Genomic DNA, 25,199 nt, shown 5'->3' on the forward strand with positions numbered 1-25,199 from the left:
GTCCACCCTAGCGACCCACGACAGCGGCACCGGTCACGTTGCGCGCGGAAGCCGGCGGGAACAGGCAAAATGATTCAATGCCTTTTTTCGACGGAGCCACCGGTGCTGTCCACTATCGAACCTGGACCGTCGCCGACGCTCGATTCGGTCTCGTTTTCCTGCACGGTCTCGGCCAGAACAGCGCCCACTACCACCGCTTCGCGCGGCTGCTGAACGAGCGTGGGGTGGACGTGTGGGCGGTCGATCACGTGGGGCACGGCCTGACCGAGGGTGAACTGACCGACGCAGCGCAGATCCCCGGTCTCGCACAGAACGCGCTGCAGTTGATCGACATCGCCGAGGCCGAGCACCCCGAACTGTCGTTCGCCCTGATGGGCCACTCGCTCGGTGCCGCGACGGCCATCGCAGCGCTGGGTGCGCATCCCGAGGCCGTCCGATGCGCAATCCTGTGCGGCACGCCCAAGTCCGTGACCGGTTCTGTCGACGACCTGTCCGACAACGTCATCCCGTTGCTGGCCGTCCACGGCGTCGACGATCGTCTGGCACCGGTCGATGCCGTGCGTGAATGGATCGGACGCGTTCCGCAGGCGAGCCTGCGCGAGTTCGAGGACGGCGGACACGATCTGCTGCACGAAAAGATTCACCAGGCCGTGACCACGGTGGTCGCCGAATTCCTCGACGACCACATGCACTGACGACCACATGCACTGACGACCACATGCACTGACGATCACATGCTGTACGACGAAGGGCCCGACGCGATTGCGGCGGGTTCTAACGATCCCCGCAACACCCTCGATTTGAGGGAGTTGCGGGGATCGTGGCATGTGCTGGGTTGAAGGTGCGGTTTTTCGAGGCGTTGGACCGTGAGGACGGGAATGTCAGCGCGGCCGCACGCTGTGTCGGGGTGAACCGGAACACTGCCTTCGGGTGGGTTCGTCAGGCGGGTGTGCAAGGGCGCGGAAAGAGCGGCCGGGCCGAGCATTCGGGTCGGGGACGATACGAGGAACTTCGCTCGTCGGGAATCTCGCGGCGCGAGGCTGCTCGGGAGGTCGGGGTCCACCTCCGGACCGCGCAGGACTGGGACGGGGGCATCCGCAAGATCGGTGGTGCGCGCCTGCACCCGGATGGTCGACGTATCGACTACAAAACCGGTATGACAACGTTCGTCACCGCTGCTCAGAGGCCGTCGCTGGCCCGCATCGAGTCCACACTGCACCCTCGGTATCTGACGGTGACCGACCGTGAACAGATCGCCGACCTGCGTCGAGCCGGGTGTTCGCTGCGTGAGATCGGACGCAGCCTCGGCCGGGCGGCCTCGACCGTCAAACGCGAGATCGACACCTACGGCATCGCCGACGAGTACCACCCGCACCGGGCACATCGGCTGTGGGCTATCTCGCGTGCCCGGCCGAAACCGGCGAAGCTGGCGGCACAGGGTTCGCTCCGGTTCTACGTCGCCGGCAAACTCGCCCTGCAGTGGTCGCCCGAGCAAATCTGCCACGCTCTAGTTGTCGACTTCCCCGATGACAAGGCGATGCGTGTGAGCACCGAAACGATCTACCAGGCCATCTACGTACAGTCGCGCGGCGGACTACGCCGAGAAGTTGCTGCCGCATTGCGCACCGGACGTACTCGCCGCGTACAGCACCGCTCACCCGAGCAGCGCACCTCACGATTCGTCGATGCGATGGTGATGATCTCCGAGCGGCCGGCGGAGGTCGCCGACCGCTCCGTGCCCGGGCACTGGGAGGGTGATCTGATCGTCGGTACTCGATCGGAGTCGGCGATCGTGACATTGGTCGAGCGTTCTACCCGGTACCTGCTTCTCGGTCACCTCCCCGGCGGGCACACTGCAGAGGAGGTCCGGGACGTTCTGGTTCCTCTGATCGGTTCTCTCCCAACGCATTTGCGCGGTTCACTGACGTGGGACCAAGGGTGCGAGATGGCAGCGCACAAGCAGTTCAGCGTCGCCACCGGGGTGCCGGTGTACTTCTGCGATCCACACTCACCATGGCAACGCGGATCGAACGAGAACACCAACGGCATGCTACGCCAGTACTTCCCCAAAGGCACGGACCTGTCCGTGTACAGCGCCACCGACCTCGAGAACGTTGCCCACCGCCTCAACTCCCGTCCACGCAAAACGCTCGGCTGGAAAACTCCAGCCGAGCGTTTACGTGATCTACTGACAGGCATCTGACCATCAGGTGTTGCGAGGACCCCTAGAATCCGCCTGCTCGCGTCGGGCCCTTCGGCACTCGTGCTGGGTGATCTACGAGTAGATGGCCTCGATGTCGCTGCCACGTTCGGTGTGGATGATGTTGCGCTTGAGCTTCATCGTCGGAGTCAGCTCGCCGGTCTCGACGGTGAAGTCGTTCTCGAGGATCGTGTACTTCTTGATCTGCTCGGGGTTGGAGACCTTCTTGTTGGCCTCGGCCACGGCCTTGTCGATTTCGGCGACGAGGTCGGCGTTCTTCGACAGCTCCGAGAACGGGATGTCGGCAGCGAGGTTGTGGCGTTCGAGCCAGCCCGGCATTGCTTCGGGGTCGAGGGTGATGAGCGCACCGATGAACGGCTTGGCGTCACCGACGACGAGGCACTGGCTGATGATCGCGTTGGCGCGCAGCGCGTCCTCGAGCACTGCGGGGGCGACGTTCTTGCCGCCTGCGGTGACGATGATTTCCTTCTTGCGGCCGGTGATCGAGACGAAGCCCTCCTGGTCGATCGAGCCGAGGTCGCCGGTGTGGAACCAGCCGTCGACGATCGCTTCGGCGGTGGCCTTCTCGTTGTGCCAGTAGCCGCTGAACACCACCGGGCCCTTGAGCAGCAGTTCGCCGTCCTCGGCGACCTTGACCGCGTGACCGTCGATGGGCTTGCCGACGGTGCCGACGCGCTGTTCCTTGGTGGTGTTGACGGTGACGGCCGCGCTGGTCTCGGTCAGTCCGTAGCCCTCGTAGACCGGTACCCCTGCGCCGCGGAAGAAGTGGCCGAGGCGAGCGCCGAGGGGGCCGCCGCCCGAGACCGCACGATCGCAGTTGCCGCCGAGCGCAGCCCGCAACTTGGAGTAGACGAGCTTGTCGAAGACGGTGTGCTTGAGGTTGAGGACCAGGCCCGCGCCGCCCTTCTCCTGGGCCTCGCTCCACTCGATGGCCGTCGCGGCGGCCTTGTCGAAGATGCTGCCCTTGCCGCCGTCGTGTGCCTTCTGCTTGGCCGAGTTGTAGACCTTCTCGAACACGCGCGGCACCGACAGAATGAAGTTCGGCTTGAAGACGGCGAACTGATCCACCAGGGTCGATACGTCCGAGGTGTGACCGACGGTCACCTTGGACTCGAACGAGCCGAACGACACCGCGCGGGCGAACACGTGCGCCATCGGCAGGAACATCAAGGTGCGGTTGCCCTCGCGCATGGAGTCGTGCAGCGCGATCTGGGTGGCCTGGACCTCGGCGTAGAAGTTCGCGTGTGTCAGCTGCACACCCTTGGGGCGGCCGGTGGTGCCCGAGGTGTAGATCAGGGTCGCGGGGGAGGCGGCAGTGACCTGGTGTCGACGGGTATGGACGTCCTCGTCGCTGACTCCTGCGCCGCGCGTGGTCAGCTCGTCGATGGCTCCGGCGTCGATCTGCAGTACCTCACGCAGGTCGGCGGCCCCGTCGGTGACGTCCTTCAGGTTCGAGACGTGAGACGCGGTCTCGACGATCAGCAGCTTGGTCGCGGAGTCCTCGAGGATCCACTGCGCCTGATCGGGCGACGAGGTCTCGTAGATCGCGACGGTGCACCCGCCGGCGGTCCAGATGGCGTAGTCGAGGACGACCCACTCGTAGCGGGTCGCGCTGAGGATCGCGACGCGGTCGCCGAGTTCGACGCCCGACGCGATCAGGCCCTTGGCCACGGCGGTGACCTCTTTGGCGAACTGACCCGCGGTGACGTCGGTCCAGGTGCCGTTCACCAGGCGCTGGAACGGGACGAAGTTCGGTGATTCCTTCTGGTACCGGAAGACGGTGTCGGCCATGGATGCGTCGTCGGGAATGGTGAATGACGCCGGCACAGAATATTCGCGCACTGCTGGACCCCTTACGGATAAATAGCGTGGTAGTTGTGCATTTCATCACACCCGAGTCCGTAACGCACCACCGAGGTTGTCCGCTTTGTGAATTTTCGGTCGTTTTTCGGGGGAGGTGAGTGTGACTCGGGGTACAACATAACGGTGTCCGGTCGTGTGTCTCCGTCGGGTCGCCCTCGCAGGGCCGCGTGTGCGTGCCCCCATCACCGCTGTTTTCGTCACCTGATCAGCGCAGAAGGAGTCGCGGGGGCCGGGCAGGTACTAAACTCGGGTGTATATGAGCACTTCAGAATCTGATCAGGATGCCGCCGTGACGTCTGACGAGACGAGTTCGTCCCCTCCCGTCCACGCAGGTGAGTCTTCTTCGACAGCGGATGACGACATCACTTTTGCCGATCTCGGAATAGACGAGCGGGTCCTGAAGGCCCTGCGCGACGTCGGATACGAGAGCCCGTCGCCCATCCAGGCGGCCACCATCCCGCCGTTGATGGCGGGGAACGACGTCGTCGGCCTCGCGCAGACCGGAACGGGTAAGACCGCCGCGTTCGCGGTGCCGATCCTGTCTCGTCTCGATGTCTCGCGTCGGACGCCGCAGGCCTTGGTGCTGGCACCGACCCGCGAGCTCGCGTTGCAGGTGGCCGAGGCGTTCGGGAAGTACGCCACCCACATTCCGGGTCTGCACATTCTGCCCATCTACGGCGGTCAGGCGTACGGGATCCAGTTGTCCGGCCTGCGCAAGGGTGCCCAGATCATCGTCGGAACCCCGGGCCGTGTGATCGACCACCTCGAGAAGGGCACACTCGACCTCTCCGGGCTCGAATACCTCGTGCTCGACGAGGCCGACGAGATGCTCAAGATGGGGTTCCAGGAGGACGTCGAGCGCATCCTCTCCGACACTCCCGAATACAAGCAGGTCGCGTTGTTCTCGGCCACGATGCCGGCCGCGATTCGCAAGATCTCCAAGCAGTACCTGCACGACCCGGTGGAGATCACCGTCAAGACCAAGACGTCGACGGCACCGAACATCACGCAGCGCTACGTCCAGGTGGCCCATCAGCGCAAGCTCGAGGCGCTCACTCGAATCTTCGAGGTCGAAGAGTTCGAGGCCATGATCATGTTCGTGCGCACCAAGCAGGCCACCGAAGAGCTCGCCGAGAAGTTGCGCGCACGGGGATTCTCCGCCGCCGCGATCAACGGCGACATCGTGCAGGCACAGCGCGAACGCACCATCGGCCAGCTCAAAAATGGCCAGATCGACATTCTGGTGGCCACCGACGTTGCGGCTCGTGGTCTCGACGTCGACCGCATCTCGCACGTCATCAACTACGACATCCCGCACGACACCGAGTCCTACGTACACCGCATCGGCCGTACCGGCCGCGCGGGTCGCGCCGGTCAGGCTCTGCTGTTCGTCGCGCCCCGGGAGCGTCACCTGCTCAAGGCCATCGAGCGCGCGACGCGTCAGCCCATCACCGAGATGCAGCTCCCCAGCGTCGACGACGTCAATGCGCAGCGCGTCACGAAGTTCAAGGACTCCATCACCGAGAGCCTCGGCAACGAGAATCTGGCGCTGTTCCGCCGGCTCATCGAGGACTACGAGCGCGAGCACGACGTGCCGCTGGTCGATATCGCAGCAGCTCTGGCCATCCAGTCGCGCGACGGCGAAGCCTTCCTGCTCAAGCCCGAGCCGCCTGCCCCGCCGCGGGCACCCCGCGAGCCTCGGGAGCCGCGGCCACCGCGGACGTTCGACGAGGATGCGGCCAGCTCGCACCACCGCAAGACCGGCCAGGAAATGGCGACGTACCGCATCAGCGTCGGTAAGCGTCATCACGTCGCTCCCGGTGCCATCGTCGGTGCCATCGCCAACGAAGGCGGTCTGCGTCGAAGCGACTTCGGGCACATCAGCATTCGTCCCGACCATTCGCTGGTCGAGTTGCCTGCCGACCTCGCCGACGAGACGGTCGAGGCGCTGCGCCGCACCCGCATCAGCGGCGTGTTGATTCAGCTGCAGCCCGACTCCGGTCCTCCCGGACGTAGTGGCAGTCCGCGCGGCGGCGGAAAGTTCAAGGGCAAGCGCTAGCACCACGTGCGCGGAACTTCGTAGTCCACTACGAAGTTCCGCACACGACCCGCCGGCTCGAGCGTTTGGTGGCCCGGACCCCGGGTATCCGCTCGGGCATGACCAACGTCACTCTGCGTGTCAACGGAACCGATCGCGAGATCGACTGCGACACTCGATCCACTCTGCTCGACGCACTTCGCGAGAACCTCGATCTAGTCGGGGCCAAGAAGGGCTGTGACCACGGTCAGTGTGGTGCGTGCACCGTCCTGGTCGATGGCCGCCGAATCAACAGTTGTCTCACGTTCGCCGTCGCGCAGGGCGGGCGCGAGATCACCACGGTCGAGGGCCTCGCCGACGGCGACACGCTACATCCCGTGCAGCAAGCTTTCGTCGACCGTGACGCCTTCCAGTGCGGGTACTGCACGTCCGGGCAGATCTGCTCGGCGGTCGCGGTGATCGAGGAGGCGAAACAGGGTTGGCCCAGTGCGGTCACCGAGGACCTGGAGGCCACCGACGTCGAACTCGACTCCGGCGAAGTGCGCGAGCGCATGAGCGGCAACCTGTGTCGCTGCGGTGCGTACGCGAACATCGTTCCCGCAGTGCAGGACGCGTCATGAAAACATTCGAGTACCGAACCGCCACTGCGGTCGACGACGCTCTCGAACGCCTGGCGGGGGACGAGAACGCGATGTTGCTCGGTGGCGGCACCAATCTGGTCGATCTGATGAAGCTGGGTGTGGCCGCACCATCGGCGTTGATCGATGTCACGCGATTGCCGCTGCACGACATCGACGTCGCCGACGACGGAGCGTTGCGGATCGGATCCGGGGTGTCCAACAGTGATCTCGCGGTGCATCCGGTTGTCCGCCAGCGGTATCCGGTGCTCTCGCGGGCAGTGCTGTCCGGGGCCTCGGGCCAGCTACGCAACATGGCCACCACCGGTGGAAACCTTTTCCAGCGCACCCGATGCGTCTACTTCATGGACGCATCCAAGCCGTGCAACAAGCGCGAACCCGGTTCGGGCTGTCCGGCACGTAATGGCGAGCATCGAAACCTCGCCATCCTCGGAGCCTCGTCGTCGTGCGTGGCGACGCATCCGTCCGACATGGCCGTCGCGCTGTCGGCTCTCGACGCGCGCATCGTCGTGCGCGGAGTCGACGGTGAACGGAAACTCGAGATGGACGAGTTCTACCGATTGCCCGGCGATGATCCGACGCGAGACAACACTGTCGCCCGAGACGAGATCGTCACAGCCATCGAAATTCCGAAGGCTGCCGGCGGCACTGTCTCGACGTATCGCAAGGTACGGGACAGGCAGTCGTACGCGTTCGCGGTCGCGTCCATCGGTGCTGTGCTCGACGTCGAGGACGGAATCGTACGTGGGGTGGCGATCGCGCTGGGCGGCGTCGCGCACCGACCGTGGCGGGCCCGAACCGCCGAACATGCATTGCTCGGAACCGCTCCCGACGAGGCGTCGTTCCGGGCTGCGATCACCGAGGAGCTGCACGCAGCAGAGCCGTTGCGAGACAACGCTTTCAAAGTTCCTCTGGTCACGAACCTGGTGACGCGCACTTTGGTGGAATTGGCTGAGCTGGGCACACACGAAGAATTGGGAGATCGGTCATGACGGCATCGATCGGCCAGTCGATTCAGCGCACCGAGTCCGTCGACAAGGTCACCGGCCGAGCGCGCTACGCCGCCGAGCAGCCGCCGATCGCCGGCCAGGTGTACGCCTGGTACGTGCCCGCGACGGTTCCCGTCGGGACGGTCGAGAACGTCGAACTCGCTGACGGGGACCCGTCGGTGCACGCGCTCCTGTGGCACGGCAACGCCGAGAAGCTGGGCGACGTGGAAGATGCGGAATTGCATGTGCTGCAATCGAATGCCGTTGCTTACCGCGGCCAGATCGTGGCCGTCGTTCTGGCCGACACCCTCCAGGATGCCCGCGCGGCTGCTGCCCGAGTACAGGTGCGTTACGCCGACGTTCGCTCACCCGACAACACCCTGAGCGCCGATCACAGCTCGCTGTACGCGCCCGAGTCCGTCAACGCGGGGTTCCCCACCGACGTCACGGTGGGTGATCCGGACGCTGCATTGACGACGGCCGAGCACGTCGTCGACAACTGGTACTCGACGGCTCCGATGCACAACAGTCCGATGGAACCGCATGCCACCACGGCCCAATGGTCCGATGGTGTACTCACGGTCTGGGATTCGACGCAGGCACCGTCGGAAGTTCAGGGCGATCTCGCCACGGCGTTCGGACTGGAACCCGCGAATGTTCGCGTGATTGCCGAGAACGTCGGCGGAGGCTTCGGAGCGAAGGGCAGTACTCGGCCCAACGCAGTTCTCGCTGCGATGGCGGCGCGAGCAACCGGCAAGACCGTCAAGCTGGTTCTACCGAGGCAGGCCCTGTTCGATGTCGTCGGATACCGCACCCCGACCCTCAATCACGTTCGCCTCGGTGCGGATTCGAGTGGCAGGCTGCAGGCCATTGCTCACGATTCCTTCCAACAGACGAGCACGATCTTCGAGTTCTGTGAGCAGACGTCGGAATCGACCCGGCACATATATGCCTCGCCCAACCGCGCCACAACGCATCGGCTCGCGTCGCTGGATGTCGGCACCCCGCGCTGGATGCGAGCCCCGGGTGAGGCACCCGGCATGTTTGCCGTCGAGACGGCGATCGACGAATTGGCAACGGCCACCGGAATCGATCCGATCGAGCTCCGGATCCGCAACGAACCCGACGTCGATCCCGCGAGTGGGAATCCGTTCAGCTCCCGCAGTGTGGTGCAGTGCCTGCGCGAGGGTGCCGAGAAATTCGGCTGGGATCGTCGAGACTCCACGCCGGGCCGACGCCGAGAAGGCAATGTCTTGCTCGGAATGGGCGTCGCGACAGCGAGCTACCCGGTGCTGATCTCGCCGAGTACCGCGGCGGCGCGTGTCGAGCAGGACGGCACGATCACGGTGTCCGTCGCTGCATCCGACATCGGAACCGGTGCGCGGACCGTGCTGCGACAGATTGCCGCCGATGCGCTCGAGGTCGATGCGGATGCCGTCACGCTGCAATTGGGCGACAGCGCTCTGCCCAAGGCCCCCGGTGCCGGTGGATCCTCGGGCACCTCCTCCTGGGGTTGGGCGGTCACCAAGGTCTGTAACGCGTTGCGGGACCAGGGACCGTTGCAGCCGGGTAACTCCGCCGAGGCCGATACAACCGACGACGTCGAAGCCCAGAAAGAGTTGGCGCGCATGGCGTTCGGTGCCCAGTTCGCCGAGGTGGCAGTCGACGTCGACACCGGCGAAGTACGAGTGCGCCGGATGCTGGGTGTGTTCGGCATCGGCAAGGTGATGAATCCACGGCTGGCCCGGTCGCAGCTCATCGGCGGCATGACGTTCGGACTCGGGATGGCGTTGATGGAGAGCGGCGTCGTCGATCACGAATTCGGCGGCTTCGCCAACCACGACCTCGCCGAGTACCACATCCCGGCCTGTGCGGACGTCACCGATCTCGAGGCCGTGTGGATCGAGGAGGTCGACACCGAGCTCGCACCGATGGGCGGTAAGGGAATCGGTGAGATCGGTGCGGTGGGCTCGTCGGCAGCCATCGGCAATGCGGTCTACAACGCCACCGGCATCCGAGTCCGCGACCTGCCGATCACCCTGGACAAGGTGCTACCGCACCTCTAGAGCGTCGTCGCCGCATGTGAGTGGAAACTCGACCCCTGCTACGAAGTTCCACTCACCTGCCTCAACGGATTCGTTCCGCAGGCTCCACTCACATGCCTCGATGGATTCGTTCCGCAGGCTCCACTCACATGCCTCGATGGATTCGTTGCGCAGGCTCCAATCACGATCGGGCGCAGCCCCTCTAGGCCAAGATTCGCTGTAGGAACTGTCGAGTACGGGGCTCGGTCGGGTTCGCGAGAACCTGCTCGGGTGTCCCGCGTTCGACGACGACGCCGTTCTCGAGGAACAACACCTGATCGGCCACCTGCTGGGCGAAGCGGATCTCGTGGGTGACGATCACCATCGTCCAGCCTTCGGCGGCGAGGCCTTTGATGACACCCAGTACTTCGCCGACCAGTTCGGGATCGAGCGCGGAGGTCGGCTCGTCGAACAGCATCAGTTTGGGGCGCAGGGCGAGGGCCCGGGCGATTCCGACGCGTTGCTGTTGGCCGCCGGAAAGCTGGAACGGGTACTGGTCGGACTTGGCGTCGAGACCGATCTGATCGAGGATCGCGTGTGCGTCGCGAGTGGCGTCGTCTTTGGCCCGTTTCTGGACGATCACCGGTCCTTCGATGATGTTCTGCAGCACGGTCTTGTGGGGAAACAGATTGTGGCTCTGGAACACCATGCCGCTCTGCGCGCGGAAGTGGCGCAGTCGCGCGGCGTCCACGGGCTCGGCGAAGTCGACCGACACGTCGCCGATGCGGATCAGGCCGGCATCGGCTCGGTCGAGAGCGTTGAGCGTTCGCAACACTGTGGTCTTGCCGGAGCCGGACGGCCCGATGATGACGGTGACGGTGCCCGACGGCACGGTGAACGAGACGTCCTTCAATACTTCGATCGGTCCGAACGATTTCTTCAGTGCGGATACTTCCAGCAGGTCTGTCATTTCGCCACGTACCTGTCGAGTCGGACTTCGAGTTTGCCTTGGAAGAACGAGAGAATAATGCAGATCACCCAGTAGTACAGGGCGGCAACGGAGTACAGCGTGAAGAAGTCGAACGTCGGAGCCGCCGCCAGCTGCGCGACGCGCAGCAGTTCGGTCACCAGGATGGTCGATGCCAGCGAGGTGTCCTTGACCAGCGAGATCAACGTGTTCGACAGCGGCGGCACAGCGGTGCGCAGTGCCTGCGGAAGCACGATGCGCTGCAACGTGGTTCGGTATCCCATGCCGATCGTCTGCGCGGCCTCCCACTGGCCCTTGGGCACGCTCAATATCGCAGCGCGAATGACTTCGGCCGCGTAGCCGCCGACATTGAGCGAGAACGCCACGACCGCCGCCGGAAACGGCGAGATCACGATGCCGAACTGCGGCAGGCCGTAGAAGATGATGAACAGCTGCAGCAGTAGGGGAGTGCCGCGAATGATCGAGACGTAGAACCGGGCCACTGCGGCGAGGGGCTCGATCGACGAGATCCGGGCGAGTGCCACGGCCAGCGCGATGACCAGTCCCACAACGAAACTGACGGCGGTCAGCGGGATCGTCATGGTGACCGTCGCCTTGAGCATCGGCCACAGGTTGTCGAGTACCAACTGCATCTTCGACGGCGCAGTGGTTCCTGCGTCCTCGCTCACCGGTGCCGCGGTGTCGGCGGTCGGTGCCGCGACGTCGCTCCCGAAGTACTTCTTCGAGATCTCGGCGATGGTGCCGTTGTCACGGAGGGTGTCGATGGCCGCGTCGACCTCGTCCATCAGGCCGCTGTTCTTGCGGGCCACGAAGGACTGCAGCGTCGTGTCGCCCGTGTTTCCGGAGACCCGCACTCCCGTGTCGCCGGTCTGCTGCAGGTATTCCGCGATGGCGAGCGAGTCGTTGACGGTGGCGTCCACCCGGCCGTCCTTGACGAGCGCGACCGCTTGGACGAATCCCTCGACCGCCTCGACGTTCGCGCCCGCGTCGGCAGCGACCTCGGCCCAGTTGCTCGTCGACGATTGGGCGGTGGTCTTGCCGGCCAGATCGGCCGTCGAGGTGATCGTGGTGTTGTTCGCGGCGGTGAGAATCTGGCCTTCGGACACCGTGTAGGGCTTGGACAGGTCGTAGGTCGACTGCCGGGCGGGGGTGATCGACACCTGGTTCGCGATCAGGTCGAAGCGTTGCGATTGCAGCCCGGCGAAGATCGAGTCGAAGGGGGTCTGCACGAAGTCGACGCGGACGCCCAGTTCGTCGCCGACCGCGTTGATGACGTCGATGTCGTAGCCGGTGAGTTGGCCGTCCCCGCCCTGATAACTGAACGGGCTGTACGTGCCCTCGGTGCCGACGACGAGTACACCGTCGTCGCGCACTCGGTCCAGGAGGGATTGCGACGACGAACTACACCCGGACAATCCGAGTATGCCGATCAGAATCGCGACCAGAACCAGAGTGGATCTGCGCACCATCTAGGCCTGCTTTCGCTGTAATGACGAGTGGAGAAAAACCTACCCGTCGATCTCCAGTTCCGCTGACACGACGACGGTGTTGTTCATGGGCAATGCGGCCGCTCCCAGCGCAGTCCGCGCATGCGCACCGACCTCGGGTCCGAAGATCGCCAACACCAGATCGGAGAACCCGTTGACGACGGTGGTGGTCTGAGTGAAGCCGTGATCGGCGTTGACCGAGCCGGTGACGGTCAGCCACGCGCTGATTCGATCGAGATCTCCGATGGCACGGGCGAGGCTGCCCAATACCGCGAGGGCGGTGTCACGCGCGGCGTCGGTGGCGGCGTCGAGGTCGACTTCGGACGGCACCGCACCGAACGGACCGGCGAGGGTTCCGTCCGGTGCGAGCGGCGAATGACCCGAGACGAAGACTCGGTTGCCGCGCACGCGAACCCAGTCGAAGGAGAACTCGAATCCCGGTGGTGCACTCGGTTCGCCGGGCAGCTCGAAGCCGAGTTCGGCGATGCGACGTTCGATCTCCATGAACGAAAATCCTGTCAGACCGCAACGCCGTTGATGGTGCGAACCGTCCATCGGGTGCCATCGTGTTCGAGTGTGGACACACCGGCGTTCAGTATTCGGGGGGAGTGTCGTCGACGGATGGCGTCGAAGATGGCTCGAATGACGCCGCCGTGGGCCACGGCGATCACCGCGGAGTCGGGGTAGCGCGAGGCGATCTCGTCGACGGCTCGCACGCCCCGGACGATCAGATTCGATCGTGGCTCGAGGCCCGGGTATCGCCCGTCCGGCCAATGCGAGTACGCGTCCCAGTCGGTGAATCCCTCGGCGTCACCGAAGTGACGTTCGGCCAGATCCGGGAATTCGGCGGTTCGGTTCAGGCCCAGATGGGTCCCGATGATGTCGGCGGTTTCCGCGGCCCGCGCCAGCGGCGAACTGACCAGGTGATCCCACGTACGGAACTCCAGTTCGTAGCCTGCCTCGCGGGCCTGAGCTCGTCCGGTGTCGTTGAGAGGGATGTCCGAAGAGCCCTGCAGGCGGCCGTGCAAATTCCAGTTCGTTTCACCGTGCCGAACCAGCGCCAGAAAAGTCATAGTGAGCGGAGAATATCCCAGAGTTACCAGGGAGTACGGTCGATACCGAGATAAGCGAACGAGCACGGAGGATTGTCGATGAATCTTGCCCTGACAGAAGAAGAGGCCGCGTTCCGCGACGAGATGCGGACGTTCTTCACCACGAAGATCCCCGCCGAGATTCGCGAGAAGAACGCGACGGGTCAGGAGTTGAGCAAGGACGAAGTGGTCACGACCATGCGAATCCTGAACGAGAACGGACTGGCAGTACCGCACTGGCCTGCGGAGTTCGGTGGCCGCGATTGGTCTGCGGTCCAGCGTCACATCTGGCTCGACGAAATGCAGCTGGCCTCGGTACCCGAGCCGCTGGCGTTCAACGCGTCGATGGTGGGCCCGGTCATTGCGACGTTCGGGTCGCAGGAGATCAAGGAGAAGTTCCTGCCGAAGACGGCGAACCTCGACATCTGGTGGTGTCAGGGGTTCTCCGAGCCCGAGGCCGGTTCGGATCTCGCCTCGCTGCGTACCACCGCCATTCGGGACGGTGACGACTACATCGTCAACGGCCAGAAGACGTGGACCACTCTCGGCCAGTACGCCGACTGGATCTTCGCGTTGGTACGCACCAACCCCGATGCACCGAAGAAGCAGGCCGGAATTTCGTTCCTGCTCATCGATCTGAACACCCCCGGCATCGAGATGCGTCCCATCAAGCTGGTCGACGGCAGCGTCGAGGTCAACGAGGTGTTCTTCGACAACGTCCGCGTCCCGGCCGAGAATCTCGTGGGCGAGGAGAACCAGGGCTGGAGCTACGCGAAGTTCCTGCTCGGCAACGAGCGCACCGGCGTCGCCCGCGCCGGACACACCAAAGTTCGACTGGGACAGGCGAAGAAGCACGCGGCGCAGACGAAGGTCGGCACCGGGACGCTGCTCGAGGATCCACTGTTCGCGGCCAAGCTTGCCGAGGTGGAGAACGAACTGCTCGCCCTCGAGCTCACCCAGTTGCGGATGGTCTCGAGCTCGGACGACGGCAAGCCGAACCCGGCATCGTCGATTCTGAAGCTGCGGGGTTCCGAATTGCAGCAGACCACAACAGAATTGCTGATGGACATCGCCGGGCCGGACTCCTTGCCCTACGAGGCAGGCGAGGACATCGAGAGCGACGGTTGGGCACAGCGGTCGGTACCGAACTACCTCAACTATCGCAAGGTCTCGATCTACGGCGGCTCGAACGAGGTTCAGCGCACCATCATCGCGTCGGCGATTCTCGGACTGTAAGGGAGCATCTGAAGACATGGATTTCGAACTCAACGAAGAGCAGAAACTGCTGCGCGACACCACCCGTGAGGTTCTCTCGCGCGCCTACGACACCGAGAAGCGCAACAAGATCGTGGCCGGTGAGCTGGGGTGGAGCACCGACGTCTGGAAGCAGCTGGCCGAGGTCGGTCTGCTGGGTCTGACGTTCAGCGAGGACGACGGCGGTATGGACGCCGGTCCCGTGGAGATCATGGCGGTCATGACCGAGGTCGGACGACGGCTCGCGCCGGAGCCCGTTCTCGACGCCGTTCTCGTGCCCGGCGGGCTCATCTCCGAGCTCGGCTCAGCCGATCAGCGCAAGCGACTTCTGCCACCCGTGGCCGAGGGCTCGTCGATGTTGGCGTTCGCGCACAACGAATCCGGCAGCCGCTGGCCCAACGTCGAGGTCGCCACCACGGCGACCGAGGACGGCGGATCGTGGTCGATCAGCGGCGTCAAGAACCCGGTTCCGCACGGCGGCAGCGCTAACGTCATCGTCGTCAGTGCCGTGCTCCCCGGCGGTGGAACCGGATTGTTCGTCGTCGACGGCGACGCGACCGGGCTGACCCGCAAGTCGTACGCCACCCACGACGGGCAGCGCGCCGCGCAGATCGAATTCTCCGACGTTGCTGCAGAACCGCTGGGTTCGGCCGAGAACGCAGCCGCTGCGATCACCGGTGCCGAGGTGCGCGCACAGGCCGCACTGTGTGCCGAGGCAGTGGGAGCAATGGAGGAGGCGCTGCGGCTGACCACCGATTACCTCAAGCAGCGCAAGCAGTTCGGGGTTCCGCTGGCCAAGTTCCAGGCGCTCACCTTCCGTGCGGCGGACATGTACGTGCTACTCGAGCTGGCCCGCAGCATGAGCCTCTACGCCACGATGTCGTTGGCGGACGGCAATGTCGACACGACCATCGCCTCGCGCGCCAAGCTGCAGATCTCGCGTTCCGGTCGCAAGATCGGCCAGGAGGCAATTCAGCTGCACGGCGGAATCGGCGTCACGGCCGAATATCCCGTCGGGCACTACACCAGTCGGCTCGTTGCCATCGAGCACACTCTCGGTGGGGCCGACGAGCACCTGCGCATCCTGTCGGACAAGGTCGCCGATCACGACCTCATCGGAATCTGATCCAGTAGAAGGACACGGGCCCGGCCACCTCGTCCAGGTGGTCGGGCCCGTTCTCGTCTCTCGGACGCGTCAGCTACCCGAATCCGCCTGTACCACAAGGTCGGCCACAGCTGCGGGGTTGGAAACCAGGATCGCGTGCGAGCCCGGAACCTCGGTCACCCGGGCCCCGGCCCGCTGCGCCATGAACCGTTCGGCAGAGGTCGGGATGATCTGATCCTGCTGGGGGATCAGCGCCCACGACGGGGTGTGCGCCCAGGACGGCGCACCGCTCGGTTCGAGCAAGGCACCGGCGGCGATGGTCTTCTGATGTGCCGCCATGCGGGCGGCCGGCTCCTCGGTGACGTCGGGGGCGAAGAACGGACGGAACAGCGCGGGCGTGATGTACGAGTCGACGTTCTTGCCGATCAGGTTGGTCGAATCGTCGACGATCGACAGCCCGATCACGGGTGGGACCAGAGCCGTCACGGGGAATCGGAACGGGTCGAGTTCGAGGGCGACGGGTTCGCCTTCGACCGGCATGAACGCCGCGACGTAGACCAGTGCCTCCACGTTGTCCGCATGCACGTTGCTGATCACCGTGCCGCCGTAGGAATGGCCGACCAGCACCACGGGCCCGTCGATGTTCTCGACGACGTCGGTCACCGAGGCCGCATCGATCGCAGGGCCACGTAGCGAGTTCTCCGCGGTGACGACCGGGTAGCCGCGGCCGCGTAGGTCGGCCGCGACACCGTCCCAGCTGGTGCTGTCGGCGAAGGCACCGTGCACGAGGACAACGGTCGGCAGGCCCTGCGCAGCGGCCGGAGCCACCCCGATTCCGAGCATCGTGCCCACGGTCAGTGCCGCGGCTGCGAGCAGGGAGGTCCACTTGGAAGACGTCATGTTCTCAACCTGCCACACGCCAGGAGTTTCCACGGTGTTCACCGTCCGGATTCGACCAGCTTTTTCTCAGTGAACGCTCGTATGCTTGGCTTGTGGCAGTGGCGTTCGCCCGACCGGGTGATCGTGAAACGGTAGGTCCGATCGTGAGCGAGAGTTCGATGAAGTCTCGGATGGCCGAGTACCCACGTCCCCATCACTGCTTGTTGCACATCAGCGACACGCATCTCGTCGACGGCGGCGGTCGCTTGTACGGCGGCGTGGACAGTGAGTTGCGGCTCGAACAGGTGATGACCGATGTTCGGAACTCGGGGGTGCGGCCCGATGCGTTGGTGTTCACCGGTGATCTGACGGACAAGGGCGAGGCGGGTGCCTACGAGAAGCTTCGCGCTCTGGTCGAGCCGGTGGCCGAGGAGCTCGGCGCGCAGATCGTCTGGGCGATGGGCAATCACGACGACCGCGCGACGTTCCGTCGGACCCTGCTCGACGCCGAACCGAGCGGGCAGTCCATCGATCGCGTGCACGACGTCGACGGGCTTCGCATCGTCACCCTGGATACGACGGTCCCCGGAAAGCATCACGGTGAGCTCGCCGACGAGCAATTGGCTTGGCTCGCAGACACTCTCGCAACCCCTGCCGAGTTCGGCACGATCCTGGCGATGCACCACCCGCCGGTACCGACCGTGCTCGATCTCGCAGTTCTGGTCGAGCTCATCGATCAGCCGCGCCTGGCAGACGTGTTGCGCGGCAGCGACGTGCGATCGATACTCGCTGGACATCTGCACTATTCGACGACAGCGACGTTCGCGGGCATTCCCGTCTCGGTCGCGTCGGCCACGTGCTACACCCAGGATCTCAATGTTCCCGCCGGCGGGTTACGCGGTCGCGACGGAGCCCAGGGCTACAACCTGGTTCACCTCTACGACGACACCGTCGTCCATTCGGTGGTACCGACGGGCTCGTACGACACTGTGGGAGAGGCAGTGTCGGCAGAGGAGACCGCGCGTCGGCTCGACGCAGCGGGAGTGACCATTGCCGACAGCGCCCGTCGAAAGTTGTTCAGCGACGCCTAGTTCGGGGTGCGTTCCCACGGCGCGACGATGGGGAAGTACTTGTCCAGGAACTGCGTCACGGTGCGCGTGCGCAGATCGAGGTCGACCTCCGGAAAGCTGCCGTCGTTGAGGCAGAAGAAGTCGACCGAACGCTTGGGCAGCAGCTTCTCCATCAACTCGAGACCCGCGACGGACGTGGTGTCGATGTACCGAACCTTCGCATCCTTCTGGACCACGGCGCGTCCGCTCATCAGCGCGTAGTAGTGGTACAGCGAATTCGTGACCGAGATGTTCGTACTCGCGCGGAATGCACTGGCAGCGGTGGAGGCGAACTCGTCGGGGAACTCGTTCTCCATTTCCTGCATCACGCTGCGGCGCAACGGCGTTGCCGCATGCTCGAGGTGCCGGGTGGTCGTCATCCCGAAGCGGTCCTGCAGGATCCGACGGTTCACGCGTGCCGCGTTCTCGAAGCCGCTGCGGTCGGCGTCGCTGTAGCCCAATCCGATTCGCGTCGTCGCCTCGATGAACATGCTGATTCCGCCGGGGGAGAAGAACATCGACGGGCTGACGGGGCGACCGAAGAACATGTCGTCGTTCGAGTACAGGAAGTGCTCGGACAACCCGGGGATGTGGTGCAGCTGACATTCGACGGCCTGCGAATTGTGCGTCGGCAGCACGGAGGTGTCGACGAAGAACGCCTCGCTCGGCACGAACGTCACCTTGGGATGGTCGGCGAGCCACGCCGGCCTCGGCGAGTCGGTGGCAACGAAGATGCGCTTGATCCACGGCGCGTACAGGTGAATCGACCGCAGTGCGTACTTCAGTTCGTCGATCTGCCGGTACCGGGCGGCAGAATCGTCACCCTCGCCGACAACATAGTTCGCCATCCGGCGGGCGCGTTGAGCCTGAAACTCCGCGGACGAACCGTCGACCCAGGAGAACACGATGTCGATGTCGAAATTGATGTCCGACGCATGGTCGGCAAACATGTTCTCGATGGTCGGCCAGGTCCGGCCGAAGCGCTCGACGGTGCCGCGGACGGCCTCGTCGGGCCGGATGTTGCGGCGAGTGAGCGAGTTCTCGATCGGCAGCACGATCTCGGACGGTGAGAACGACCACAGCTCGATCTGCACCGCCGTCGACGCGCCGTAGTAGAGCCCGCTGAACGGCTCGACTCGTGGACGGTAGAGCCGCACGATGCGTGCGTTCGACGACGGCGACAAGGTGCCATCGGCTACCAGTACAGCTTTTCCGCGGGCGTCGACGGTCTTGGAGTAGAAGGGCTCGGCGCGGCAGGCATGCACCAGCGCCTTGGTCAGTGCCTCGCGAGCGGCCAGTTCTATGGCGATGACGGGACGCTCGTCGTTGCCGCGCACCAGTAGGTACTTGATCCGCGCGGCGTCGAGTACGGCGCGCACGAACAGCAGATCTTCCACCATCGCCTGGTGCGGGGTGGTCGAGGTGATGGTCAGTGCGTAGCGGCCGTCGTGGCTGACCACGTCGGACCGTTCGCTCAAGCGCGCGGCGGCAGCGTCGGATTCTCGGGTGACGGCATCGTTGGTCTCGTGCTCCGGTGGAACGAGGTAGATATCGTGCGGGGCAGAAGACGAGGTGATGACGTTCCTTCCGGAGTGTTCGCGCTGGCCGAGGAACCCCGGTGCCGTCTCAGTCTAGTGCAGGTGCGGTGCCTTTCGGACGCGCTGCGGTAGAACCCTGTTCGCTGCGACCAGGCCCAGTGCGACACCGACGGCGTCGGCCAGTGCATCGGCAGCCGATCCGGAGCGACCGAGCGGCAGGATCGCCTGCAGGAACTCCGACACCACTGCGAATGCCAGTACCCACAGTGCAGTCCTCACCCAGCCGACGCCGGCGAGTCGGGAGGTGTAAGCGAGAGCAGCGAACAGGAGGCAATGGATGATCTTGTCGCTGTGCTGAAAGCCGGACGGCACCCCGGACGCGGGGGTGAAGAGAACGATCAGCGCAACCAGGAACGTGACGCACAGCGGCAGGTAGTACTTGAGAGGCAGAGCCATGGCCACCGAGTTTACCGACGCTGCAGCACCACAACCGTGTCCATTCGCTCGTCGCCGTCCGGGGTAGTTCGGGTGCGGTGTTCGGCGTGAACGACCTCGAACCCGTCGCCCGCCGCAGCGACGACCGGCTCCGGTGCGAACAGTCGGTGCTTGGCCGGATGCTGCGATGCATGGCTGTCGCTGGGACTGTGCCCGACGATCAGCAGACGTCCCTGCGGCGCGACCGCCGCCGCGAACCTGCGGGTGGTCAGTTCCAATTCGTCCGGCGGCACCTGCAAGAAGTGCACCGACACCAGATCGAACGCCCCGGCCGGGGGAGTCCAATCCAGAACGTCTTCCTGCCGCCAATCCACCGCCAGTGACTGCGACCCGAGTGCCTGCTGTGCGGCGCGAGCGCGGCCGAGGGCTACATCGGAGATGTCGACGCCGGTCACGTTCCATCCTTCTCCGGCCAGCCAGAGTGAGTCGGCACCTTCACCGCAGCCGATGTCCAGGGCGCGGCCCGGAGTCAGCTCGGACGCTTCCTGTACCAAAACGGCGTTGGGATCTCCGCTCCAGATGGTGGTGCGTTGGTTGTAGAGGTTGTCCCAGAACGATTCGTCGAAGGCGCCGTTCTCGAAATCGGGTTCTGGGTGGGTCGGGTCGGCGGGATGAGTGTGAGCAGGTGTGTGGTCGGCCATGGTTCGAGACTGCCCGCTGTCGTCCGTGAGCGCAAACAAATTTGCTCATTCGGCAAAAATCAGTTTTGGGTAAAGTATTTCGTCATGACCGAACCGGAACGCGAAGTACTGACGTGGGAGACCTTCGGAGACGCCTCGCGCGACCTGACGAGGAAGATCGTGGACGACGGGTTCGTTCCGGACATCGTCATCGCGATCGCCCGCGGCGGATTGATCCCTGCCGGTGCCATCTCCTACGCCATGGGCGTCAAGGCTGCGGGCACCCTCAATGTCGAGTTCTACTCCGACATCGAGGAGACCCTGCCCGATCCCGTTGTCCTCGAACCTCTTCTGGATACCGACGCAATCGTCGGCAAGAAGTTGCTCGTGGTCGACGACGTCGCCGATTCCGGCCGCACCCTGGCTCTGGTGATCGATCTACTGAAGGCGCACACCGCCGACGTGCGGTCGGCCGTGATCTACACCAAGCCCAGAACCATTGTGCAGCCGGACTACTCGTGGCGAGAGACCGACAAGTGGATCAATTTTCCGTGGTCCACGTTGCCGGTCATCACCTGAGTTATTCGGTGGAGACGTCGATCAGCACTTTGCCGACGGTTCCGTTCTCCACGGCGTCGTGAGCAGCCGCGGTCTCGCTCAGCGGGAAGCGGTGCAGAGGGAGTCCGGTGGCTTCGCCCACCTCCAGCACACCTGCTGCCGCCGCTGCGCTGACGTCCGCCTCGGCGTTGCGCAGAGCCTCGTCGCCCACGGTGTAGAGCAGCACGAACTGGTAGCGAGTGTTGAGCACCATGTTCGGCCGGACGTCGAGGGTGATGGTGTCGCCGCCGTTGTTGGCGTAGACGGCTACGGATGCTCGGTTCGCTCCCACGGCCGCGTTGAGTGCGGCGTTCTGTGCGGGAGCGACCTCGACCACCAGATCGATTCCGCCGGGCACCAATTCGCGGATGTCAGCGGCGGCGTCTCCGGTCTTGTAGTTCACCACGTGGTGCGCGCCGGCAGCGGTGGCCAGTGCGCCCTTCTCCGGTCCGCTGACGGTCGTCACCACGGTCGCGCCTGCCCAGCGGGCCAATTGGATCGCGGCATGGCCGACGGCACCGGCGCCACCGGCGACGAGAACCGACTTGCCCTCCAACGCCCCGGGATGCAAGCGAGACGGGCCGTCCTCCGACACCGTCAATGCGCGGTGTGCCGTCATCGCGGGTACGCCGAGGCTCGCGCCGACGTCGAAGCTGACGCCGTCGGGCAGAGCCACCACACGGGACGCGGGAAGGTTGGTGAACTTCTGCGCCGTTCCGGTCGGGCGCTGATGCTGGGCCAGGTACACCCAGACGCGATCTCCTACGGCCAGCCCCTCGACATCAGGGCCCACGGCGTCGATCACTCCGGCACCGTCCTGGTTCGGAACCACCTCGTCGAACGCCAGCTTCTCGCCCGGTCCGGAACCGGTCCTGTTCTTCCAGTCCGTCGGATTGACGCCCGAGACCACGACGCGCACGCGCACTTCGCCTGCGGCCGGCTCGGTCACCTCGCGATCTTTCGGTTCGAGGACGGACGAATCGCCGGTGCGGGTGTACACAATTGCTGGAGAAGTCATACCGGGTTCAACGCGCCTGGAGGGCACCGATGTTCCCTTCGCGGCAATCGGGGTATGCATGACTGGCTATCAGTGCTCGACGAAAGAGGCGTACTCGATGAACCACAACGACCTGCTGACCGACGCATTCGGTCGAATAAAGGAACTCGTTCACTCGGTGTTGGACGACATCCCCGCTGCCGCGTTGACCTATCGGCCCGACGCCGATGCCAACAGCATCGCGTGGTTGCTGTGGCACCTGACGCGTGTGCAGGACGACCACATCGCGGGTGTGGCCGGGAGCGAACAGGTCTGGACGTCGGACTCGTGGTTCGAGCGTTTCGGATTGCCGTTCGACAAGTCCGACATCGGGTACGGCCAATCGTCCTCCGACGTGGCTCAGGTCACCTCGAGCGCCGAGTTGTTGCGCGAATACCACGACGCCGTGCACTCGAAAACCGTTGCGTACCTGAGCGGTATCTCGACCGACGATCTGGACCGAATCGTCGACGAGAACTGGGATCCGCCGGTCACGTTGGGTGCGCGCCTGGTGTCCGTGGTCTCCGACGACCTTCAGCATGCCGGGCAGGCGTCGTACGTTCTCGGCCTGTACACCCGGCAGGCCTAGCCGTCAGGCGTAACGCTTCTGCAGGTTCTCCAGCGTCTTTCGGATGTTGCGACGCTGGAACTGCGGGAACGTCTTGCCGCTGGTGACGATCTTGTCGAACACGAGCGCCAGGGCATCGGGCCATTTCGTTCTGTCGTCGGTCCAGGTTTCGGTGACCTTTGTGCCGCCCGCGACCGGCTCGAAGTCGTATCGCCAGGTTGCGTTCGCGCCCTTGATCTTCGGAGCGCTCTTGCCAATGGCGTGGACGCGGAACTCGAAGGTCTTGCCCGGGTCGGCTGCGGTCACGGTGCAGCGAGTGATCCACTTCGCCCGGCCGCGCTTGTTGGTTCCGTCGAATACCATTCCCACGTAGGCGCTCTCGCGAGGATCGTGCACGGTGGCACCGGTATTTTCGGGACTCCACCGGCCCATCTTGGTGGGGTCGCTGATCGCTGAGTAGAGGGTGTCGGCGTCGGCGTTGACAACGACGCTGTCGGACACTGTGAACTCGCGGCTCATGAGGATGCGCCGTTCTTCAGGCCTGGATGAATACGAGTGAGCATGGGCACCAACAATGTACGCGGGGTGATCTGGGCGAAGATCGATCCGATGCGGTTGGCGGGCCCGGGGATCGACACCATCCGTCCCTTGGTCATGTCGTCGACGGCGGTCTTGGCCACCGTTTCTGCCGACACCCACATGATCGATGGAAGTGCCTTCTCTGCATCGTCTTTTGCGAAGCCCGCGGCCTCGCCGAAACCGGTCTGCACCGGTCCCGGGCACAGCGCCGTCGCGGTCACTCCGGTTCCGCGCAGCTCTCCTGTCAAGGACTGTGTGTAGGAGAGAACGAACGCCTTGCATGCGCCGTATCCGGCCTGGCCGGGAAGCGGCTGGAACGCGGCGGTGGAGGCCACGTTCAGTAGAGCGCCGCGTCGTCGCTCGGTCATACCGGGGAGGAATCGAGTGCAGAGATCGGCGACGGCAACCACGTCGACCTCGATCATGTTCATCTCTGCTTCGGGGTCGGATTCGACGACCGGGCCGAGCGTCGACAGCCCGGCGTTGTTCACCAGGATGTCCGGTATCAGTCCGAGTTCGGTGATGCGCCCGAGCAATTCGGCGCGGGCGGCGCGATGGGACAGGTCTGCTGCGAGCACCTCGGCGCGAACTCCCCGCGAGCGGAGCTCGTCCGCAAGCTCGTCGAGCTTGTCGGCGCGGCGGGCGACGAGGGTGACTCCGTGACCTCGGGAGGCGAGTTCGCGAGCGATGGCGGCACCGATTCCGGAAGACGCTCCGGTCACGACGGCAGTCCGGTCGGGTGCGGGGCGAGGAAGGCTCATGCCCCCACCGTAGCGAACGCCCGCTGTGCAGCGCATTTGAATCCGGATGAGAGGTTAGCCTAGGGTTACTTTAAAGTCCCTTTGCTTGTCGAAAGGTAACCATGTTCTCTGTTTCACCGACCGGTCGACGGACTGCGCGCCGCGCAACCCTGCTGTCCGCGCTCACGGTGTCGGCCCTTGTGGTCGGTGCGTGTTCGAGTACCGATACCGCTGAGGAACCACAGGCGGGCAGCGACTTCGCGGCCGTCACCATCGATTCGGCGCTGGGTCAGGCCGTCATCACCGAGAAGCCGGAGCGCATCGTGACGCTCGGCCAGGGCTCGGCCGAAACGGCGATCGCGTTGGGTACCGTCCCGGTGGGCGTCGAGGAGTATTCCTGGGGTGCCGACGACACCGGCTACCTCCCGTGGGTGCACGACGCGGTCACCGAATTGGGTGCCGAGCTTCCTCAGCAGTTCACGGGCGGAACCGAATTGAACATCGAGGCCGTCGCGGCTCTCGAACCGGATCTGATTCTGGCACCGTGGTCCGGCGTCACGCAGGATCAGTTCGACAAGCTCAGTGCCTTCGCCCCGGTGGTCGCCTACGAGGAGAAGCCGTGGACCACGACGTGGCAGGACCAGATCACCGTCATCGGCAAGGCCATGGGCGAGGAGCAGAAGGCGGCCGAGGAGATCGGCAAGATCGAAAACCGCTTCGCCGACGCTGCCGCCCAGCACCCCGAGTACGCGGACGTGAGCTTTTCGTACATCTACAACACCGGTCCCGGAACGCTCGGAGTGTTCCTCGCCGACGAGCAGCGCGTCGCGATGGTGCGCGGTCTCGGGCTGCAGGTCGATCCGGTGGTGAACACGCTCGACGAGACCGAGGGCACCGACTCGTCGGTGATCGGCTTGGAGAACGCGAATCTGTTGAACGACTCCGATCTGATCTTCACCTTCTACTCAGATCCGCAGAACCGCACCGACACCGAGAATCAGCCTGCGTACAAGCAGATTCCGGCCGTGTCCCGTGGGTCGGTCGTTGCGCCGACGGATCAGTCCTTCGTCACCGGGTCGTCGATCATCAACCCGCTGACAGTGCCGTGGGCACTCGAGCGCTACGTGCCGATGATCGACGAGGCTGTCGCGAAGCTCGACGCCGGCATGTCTTCGACCAATTGAGCGGAGCGTAGAAGAGACGGTTGATCTCGACCCCATCGAGTCCCAGACCCGCAGACGGTGCAGAAAGCCCACGGTGGTCTACTCGAATCAATCTGTTGAGCAATCTCTTCCAGCCCCGCACCGTGTTCTCGGTGCGGGGCTGGATTGTTTTCGCGC

General features: G+C 64.6%; 24 protein-coding genes. 12 read left to right on the forward strand and 12 right to left on the reverse strand.

The features are described 5' to 3' along the window. The first annotated feature begins 77 nt into the window (after positions 1–77). Entirely contained in the window at positions 78–695 is a 618-nt protein-coding gene (locus J2X62_RS23540; protein ID WP_094665806.1) for an alpha/beta hydrolase, read from the forward strand. Positions 696–1,024: 329 nt separating this feature from the next. Next, a complete protein-coding gene (locus J2X62_RS23545) occupies positions 1,025–2,203 on the forward strand; it encodes an IS30 family transposase (RefSeq protein WP_310183816.1) in 1,179 nt (392 codons plus the stop codon). Between the two features lie 72 nt (positions 2,204–2,275). Here the strand turns inward: J2X62_RS23545 and J2X62_RS23550 are convergent, their stop codons facing one another. Next, positions 2,276–4,063, reverse strand: coding sequence for a long-chain fatty acid--CoA ligase (locus J2X62_RS23550; RefSeq protein WP_032392504.1), 1,788 nt, complete (start codon positions 4,061–4,063; stop codon positions 2,276–2,278). A 277-nt stretch (positions 4,064–4,340) separates the two neighbouring features. On the opposite strand from J2X62_RS23550, the gene J2X62_RS23555 reads away from it, so the two are divergent. The 4 genes from J2X62_RS23555 (at position 4,341) to J2X62_RS23570 (ending at position 9,815) form a co-directional block, all read left to right on the forward strand. Next, a complete protein-coding gene (locus J2X62_RS23555; protein WP_032392503.1) occupies positions 4,341–6,143 on the forward strand; it encodes a DEAD/DEAH box helicase in 1,803 nt (600 codons plus the stop codon). 98 nt (positions 6,144–6,241) lie between these two features. Next, entirely contained in the window at positions 6,242–6,742 is a 501-nt protein-coding gene (locus J2X62_RS23560) for a 2Fe-2S iron-sulfur cluster-binding protein (protein WP_032401318.1), read from the forward strand. Next, positions 6,739–7,752 (forward strand): xanthine dehydrogenase family protein subunit M, encoded by a 1,014-nt coding sequence (locus J2X62_RS23565; protein ID WP_310183768.1) that lies wholly within the window; start codon positions 6,739–6,741, stop codon positions 7,750–7,752. The genes J2X62_RS23560 and J2X62_RS23565 overlap by 4 nt, the downstream gene beginning before the upstream one ends. Beyond that, complete coding sequence (locus tag J2X62_RS23570) at positions 7,749–9,815, forward strand: xanthine dehydrogenase family protein molybdopterin-binding subunit (RefSeq protein WP_310183769.1); 2,067 nt, start codon at positions 7,749–7,751, stop codon at positions 9,813–9,815. The genes J2X62_RS23565 and J2X62_RS23570 overlap by 4 nt, the downstream gene beginning before the upstream one ends. A gap of 181 nt (positions 9,816–9,996) precedes the next feature. On the opposite strand, the gene J2X62_RS23575 is transcribed toward J2X62_RS23570, so the two are convergent. The 4 genes from J2X62_RS23575 to J2X62_RS23590 are packed head-to-tail and all read right to left on the reverse strand — an operon-like array spanning position 9,997 to position 13,321. Beyond that, positions 9,997–10,743, reverse strand: a complete 747-nt coding sequence (locus J2X62_RS23575; protein WP_027497994.1) for an amino acid ABC transporter ATP-binding protein — start codon at positions 10,741–10,743, stop codon at positions 9,997–9,999. Beyond that, positions 10,740–12,230, reverse strand: coding sequence for an ABC transporter permease subunit (locus J2X62_RS23580; protein WP_222084448.1), 1,491 nt, complete (start codon positions 12,228–12,230; stop codon positions 10,740–10,742). The genes J2X62_RS23575 and J2X62_RS23580 overlap by 4 nt, the downstream gene beginning before the upstream one ends. A 39-nt stretch (positions 12,231–12,269) precedes the next feature. After that, positions 12,270–12,752, reverse strand: a complete 483-nt coding sequence (locus J2X62_RS23585) for a RidA family protein (RefSeq protein WP_032371653.1) — start codon at positions 12,750–12,752, stop codon at positions 12,270–12,272. Positions 12,753–12,766: 14 nt separating this feature from the next. Next, positions 12,767–13,321, reverse strand: coding sequence for a histidine phosphatase family protein (locus tag J2X62_RS23590; RefSeq protein ID WP_032392500.1), 555 nt, complete (start codon positions 13,319–13,321; stop codon positions 12,767–12,769). Positions 13,322–13,399: 78 nt separating this feature from the next. Between J2X62_RS23590 and J2X62_RS23595 the strand changes: the two genes are divergently transcribed. Both J2X62_RS23595 and J2X62_RS23600 read left to right on the forward strand, forming a co-directional pair. Next, positions 13,400–14,575 (forward strand): acyl-CoA dehydrogenase family protein, encoded by a 1,176-nt coding sequence (locus tag J2X62_RS23595; RefSeq protein ID WP_027497991.1) that lies wholly within the window; start codon positions 13,400–13,402, stop codon positions 14,573–14,575. 16 nt (positions 14,576–14,591) lie between these two features. Further along, positions 14,592–15,719, forward strand: coding sequence for an acyl-CoA dehydrogenase family protein (locus J2X62_RS23600; protein ID WP_310183771.1), 1,128 nt, complete (start codon positions 14,592–14,594; stop codon positions 15,717–15,719). Between the two features lie 69 nt (positions 15,720–15,788). Here the strand turns inward: J2X62_RS23600 and J2X62_RS23605 are convergent, their stop codons facing one another. Then, the gene (locus tag J2X62_RS23605; RefSeq protein ID WP_310183772.1) at positions 15,789–16,598 is read right to left on the reverse strand and encodes an alpha/beta hydrolase; all 810 of its coding nucleotides are present in this window, start codon (positions 16,596–16,598) and stop codon (positions 15,789–15,791) included. A gap of 158 nt (positions 16,599–16,756) precedes the next feature. On the opposite strand from J2X62_RS23605, the gene J2X62_RS23610 reads away from it, so the two are divergent. After that, positions 16,757–17,668: a phosphodiesterase gene (locus tag J2X62_RS23610; protein WP_027497988.1), complete on the forward strand. Its 912-nt coding sequence runs from the start codon at positions 16,757–16,759 to the stop codon at positions 17,666–17,668. Here the strand turns inward: J2X62_RS23610 and J2X62_RS23615 are convergent. The 3 genes from J2X62_RS23615 to J2X62_RS23625 form a co-directional block, all read right to left on the reverse strand. After that, positions 17,665–19,164, reverse strand: coding sequence for a stealth family protein (locus tag J2X62_RS23615; protein ID WP_371832761.1), 1,500 nt, complete (start codon positions 19,162–19,164; stop codon positions 17,665–17,667). The two genes, J2X62_RS23610 and J2X62_RS23615, sit on opposite strands and share 4 nt — an antisense overlap. A gap of 153 nt (positions 19,165–19,317) precedes the next feature. Further along, a complete protein-coding gene (locus J2X62_RS23620; RefSeq protein WP_310183774.1) occupies positions 19,318–19,680 on the reverse strand; it encodes a VanZ family protein in 363 nt (120 codons plus the stop codon). Between the two features lie 11 nt (positions 19,681–19,691). Beyond that, positions 19,692–20,360 (reverse strand): class I SAM-dependent methyltransferase, encoded by a 669-nt coding sequence (locus tag J2X62_RS23625; protein WP_310183776.1) that lies wholly within the window; start codon positions 20,358–20,360, stop codon positions 19,692–19,694. An 84-nt stretch (positions 20,361–20,444) separates the two neighbouring features. On the opposite strand from J2X62_RS23625, the gene J2X62_RS23630 reads away from it, so the two are divergent. Then, positions 20,445–20,918 (forward strand): phosphoribosyltransferase, encoded by a 474-nt coding sequence (locus J2X62_RS23630; RefSeq protein ID WP_310183779.1) that lies wholly within the window; start codon positions 20,445–20,447, stop codon positions 20,916–20,918. A 1-nt stretch (position 20,919) separates the two neighbouring features. On the opposite strand, the gene J2X62_RS23635 is transcribed toward J2X62_RS23630, so the two are convergent. Beyond that, positions 20,920–21,954, reverse strand: coding sequence for an NADPH:quinone reductase (locus J2X62_RS23635; protein ID WP_057472871.1), 1,035 nt, complete (start codon positions 21,952–21,954; stop codon positions 20,920–20,922). A 97-nt stretch (positions 21,955–22,051) separates the two neighbouring features. Between J2X62_RS23635 and J2X62_RS23640 the strand changes: the two genes are divergently transcribed. Continuing rightward, positions 22,052–22,561 carry a mycothiol transferase gene (locus tag J2X62_RS23640; protein WP_027497983.1) on the forward strand — a complete coding sequence of 170 codons (510 nt, stop codon included), beginning with the start codon at positions 22,052–22,054 and terminating at the stop codon, positions 22,559–22,561. 3 nt (positions 22,562–22,564) lie between these two features. On the opposite strand, the gene J2X62_RS23645 is transcribed toward J2X62_RS23640, so the two are convergent. Together J2X62_RS23645 and J2X62_RS23650 are read right to left on the reverse strand one after the other, a co-directional pair. Next, the gene (locus J2X62_RS23645) at positions 22,565–23,059 is read right to left on the reverse strand and encodes an SRPBCC family protein (protein ID WP_310183784.1); all 495 of its coding nucleotides are present in this window, start codon (positions 23,057–23,059) and stop codon (positions 22,565–22,567) included. Then, complete coding sequence (locus J2X62_RS23650; protein WP_032371649.1) at positions 23,056–23,880, reverse strand: SDR family oxidoreductase; 825 nt, start codon at positions 23,878–23,880, stop codon at positions 23,056–23,058. Before J2X62_RS23650 ends, J2X62_RS23645 begins: the two co-directional genes overlap by 4 nt. A gap of 101 nt (positions 23,881–23,981) precedes the next feature. Here J2X62_RS23650 and J2X62_RS23655 point away from each other — a divergent pair, with 101 nt between their 5' ends. Beyond that, complete coding sequence (locus J2X62_RS23655; protein WP_310183786.1) at positions 23,982–25,043, forward strand: iron-siderophore ABC transporter substrate-binding protein; 1,062 nt, start codon at positions 23,982–23,984, stop codon at positions 25,041–25,043. Positions 25,044–25,199 lie beyond the last annotated feature (156 nt).

The sequence above is a fragment of the Rhodococcus sp. 3258 genome, from assembly GCF_031456475.1.
Taxonomy (GTDB): domain Bacteria; phylum Actinomycetota; class Actinomycetes; order Mycobacteriales; family Mycobacteriaceae; genus Rhodococcoides; species Rhodococcoides fascians.